Here is a 1,596-nt window from a genome sequence, read left to right as displayed (position 1 = left end):
ACGACAGACAGAGCAGCTTATGTTGCGGTGGTTCTCAGCAACGATGAAACAGGGAATGTGAGAAAAGATCTTGAGAAGAAGATCTCTGATCGAGTAAAATCCACGGATAGTAATATCGAGAACGTCTATGTTTCAAGCAACCCTGATTTCGTTGACCGTATGAAAGATTATGGGGATAAAATCCAAAATGGGGAACCAATTCGCGGTCTGTTTGATGGATTTAGTGAAATGGTCCAGAGGGTTTTCCCTACAGCCCGATAAATATTAAAAAGGGAACCTAAATCAGGTTCCCTTTAATAATCTAATCGTTTTCCGAAAACTATATAGTTCTTTAGAATAACGTCTCATATGGAGCAGTGCTAATTTGTTTCTCGGCAAGCCTTTTGCGCAAAAACTTATGATCCCGCTTTGGTGTTGCAAGGATGTAGCCCCGAATCACTAATTCCTGGTTGATTGTATCGGCTTTTTCCTTAAGTGCTAGCTCACCAATTTTACCGGCAATCTTATGCCGTGCCACATCCCTAAACAATTCAGGAACGGGACTGACAAGATCCTCAAGCAATGCCTTCTGGTCATCCGGCCATAAATGCCTCGTTTCATTCACATAATACTCTTCCCAATCCATATCAGATTTTCCATCATTCTTCGGAAGTTTTTTCAAAAACTTACGGAACATGAAAAATCCGCCAATCGCAAATAACCCAATTAATACTAGAACCCAAAATAAAATAAACCATAAAAACCAGCCTTCAAGCTGCATACCCTTCACCCACACATTTAAAATATCTCCCTATATTATAGTATTGGCGCAGGGTGTAAGACAAGTCATGTGACAAATTGAGTAACTCTCTTGTAAAAAAGGCAGCTTGTAAGTATAATAGACCTTGTTCTTAAAATGGGACTGAATGGGGTACTGGTGTCCTCCACGGTCTTCAAAACCGCTTGTGACCTGCGTGCCAGGTTAGCTGGGTTCGATTCCCAGGCGGTCCCGCCAACTCAATCATACCAGGGATTTTAGCGAATTCTTTTCTTACATAGACCAGAGGGCACTCGGTCTTTTTTTATTTGCCCGTGCCCGAAAATTTACATTCTGCTTTTGTGCCTTCAAAGATTATTCAAGTAGATTATCTCTAAGTAGTCCACCGCAATTCCTTTAATGGAATTGGTCAGGTGGTGGCAGTTACTCATAAAAGTATTAATTGTTATGCATTCCGAATGGCTCATTTTTAATCGCTATTAGTCAATAGATCCTGTTTGTACGATTTCTACATCTGCCTTTACATGAACTTTTACGTCAGGATAATACATTTTCCATTCTTTTTCATTAAATCCTCGATAATGTTCTTTATATTTTGCTCCTAAACCTAAAGGATCAACTTGATGCTTCTTAAATTGGTTTACGATATTAATGGCGCTTTTTTCTAATTCCTGTTCAACCTGTTTTTGATACTTTTTTTTATCAAAAGACTGCCTTTGTTTCTCTGACGGAGCGAACTCATAAAGTCTTGTTTTCATTTTTAAATTAATCGTAAATTCTGGTTTACCGTGTACAATTCTTACTTTATACTTTGCATTTGAATAGAGAGTGTCAAGAAC

General features: G+C 38.7%; 3 protein-coding genes and 1 tRNA gene. 2 read left to right on the top strand and 2 right to left on the bottom strand.

All coding sequences use genetic code 11. The annotated features are described in order from the left end of the window. Positions 1-261: YhcN/YlaJ family sporulation lipoprotein (locus WB217_RS14605; protein WP_423993963.1), on the top strand; the 261-nt coding region annotated here is incomplete at its 5' end. A gap of 70 nt (positions 262-331) precedes the next feature. Here WB217_RS14605 and WB217_RS14600 read toward each other — a convergent pair. Further along, a complete protein-coding gene (locus WB217_RS14600; protein WP_423993965.1) occupies positions 332-760 on the bottom strand; it encodes a DUF2621 domain-containing protein in 429 nt (142 codons plus the stop codon). Between the two features lie 137 nt (positions 761-897). On the opposite strand from WB217_RS14600, the gene WB217_RS14595 reads away from it, so the two are divergent. Then, positions 898-994 (top strand) — tRNA-Sec (locus WB217_RS14595). A 242-nt stretch (positions 995-1,236) separates the two neighbouring features. Here WB217_RS14595 and WB217_RS14590 read toward each other — a convergent pair. Then, on the bottom strand, positions 1,237-1,596 hold a 360-nt coding region (locus tag WB217_RS14590; protein ID WP_423993961.1), incomplete at its 5' end, for a Ger(x)C family spore germination C-terminal domain-containing protein.

It is taken from the genome of Mesobacillus sp. (genome assembly GCF_049588175.1).
GTDB lineage: Bacteria > Bacillota > Bacilli > Bacillales > Cytobacillaceae > Mesobacillus.
The sequence above is the reverse complement of the archived record's forward strand: the minus strand, read 5'-3'. Positions and strand labels throughout refer to the sequence as shown.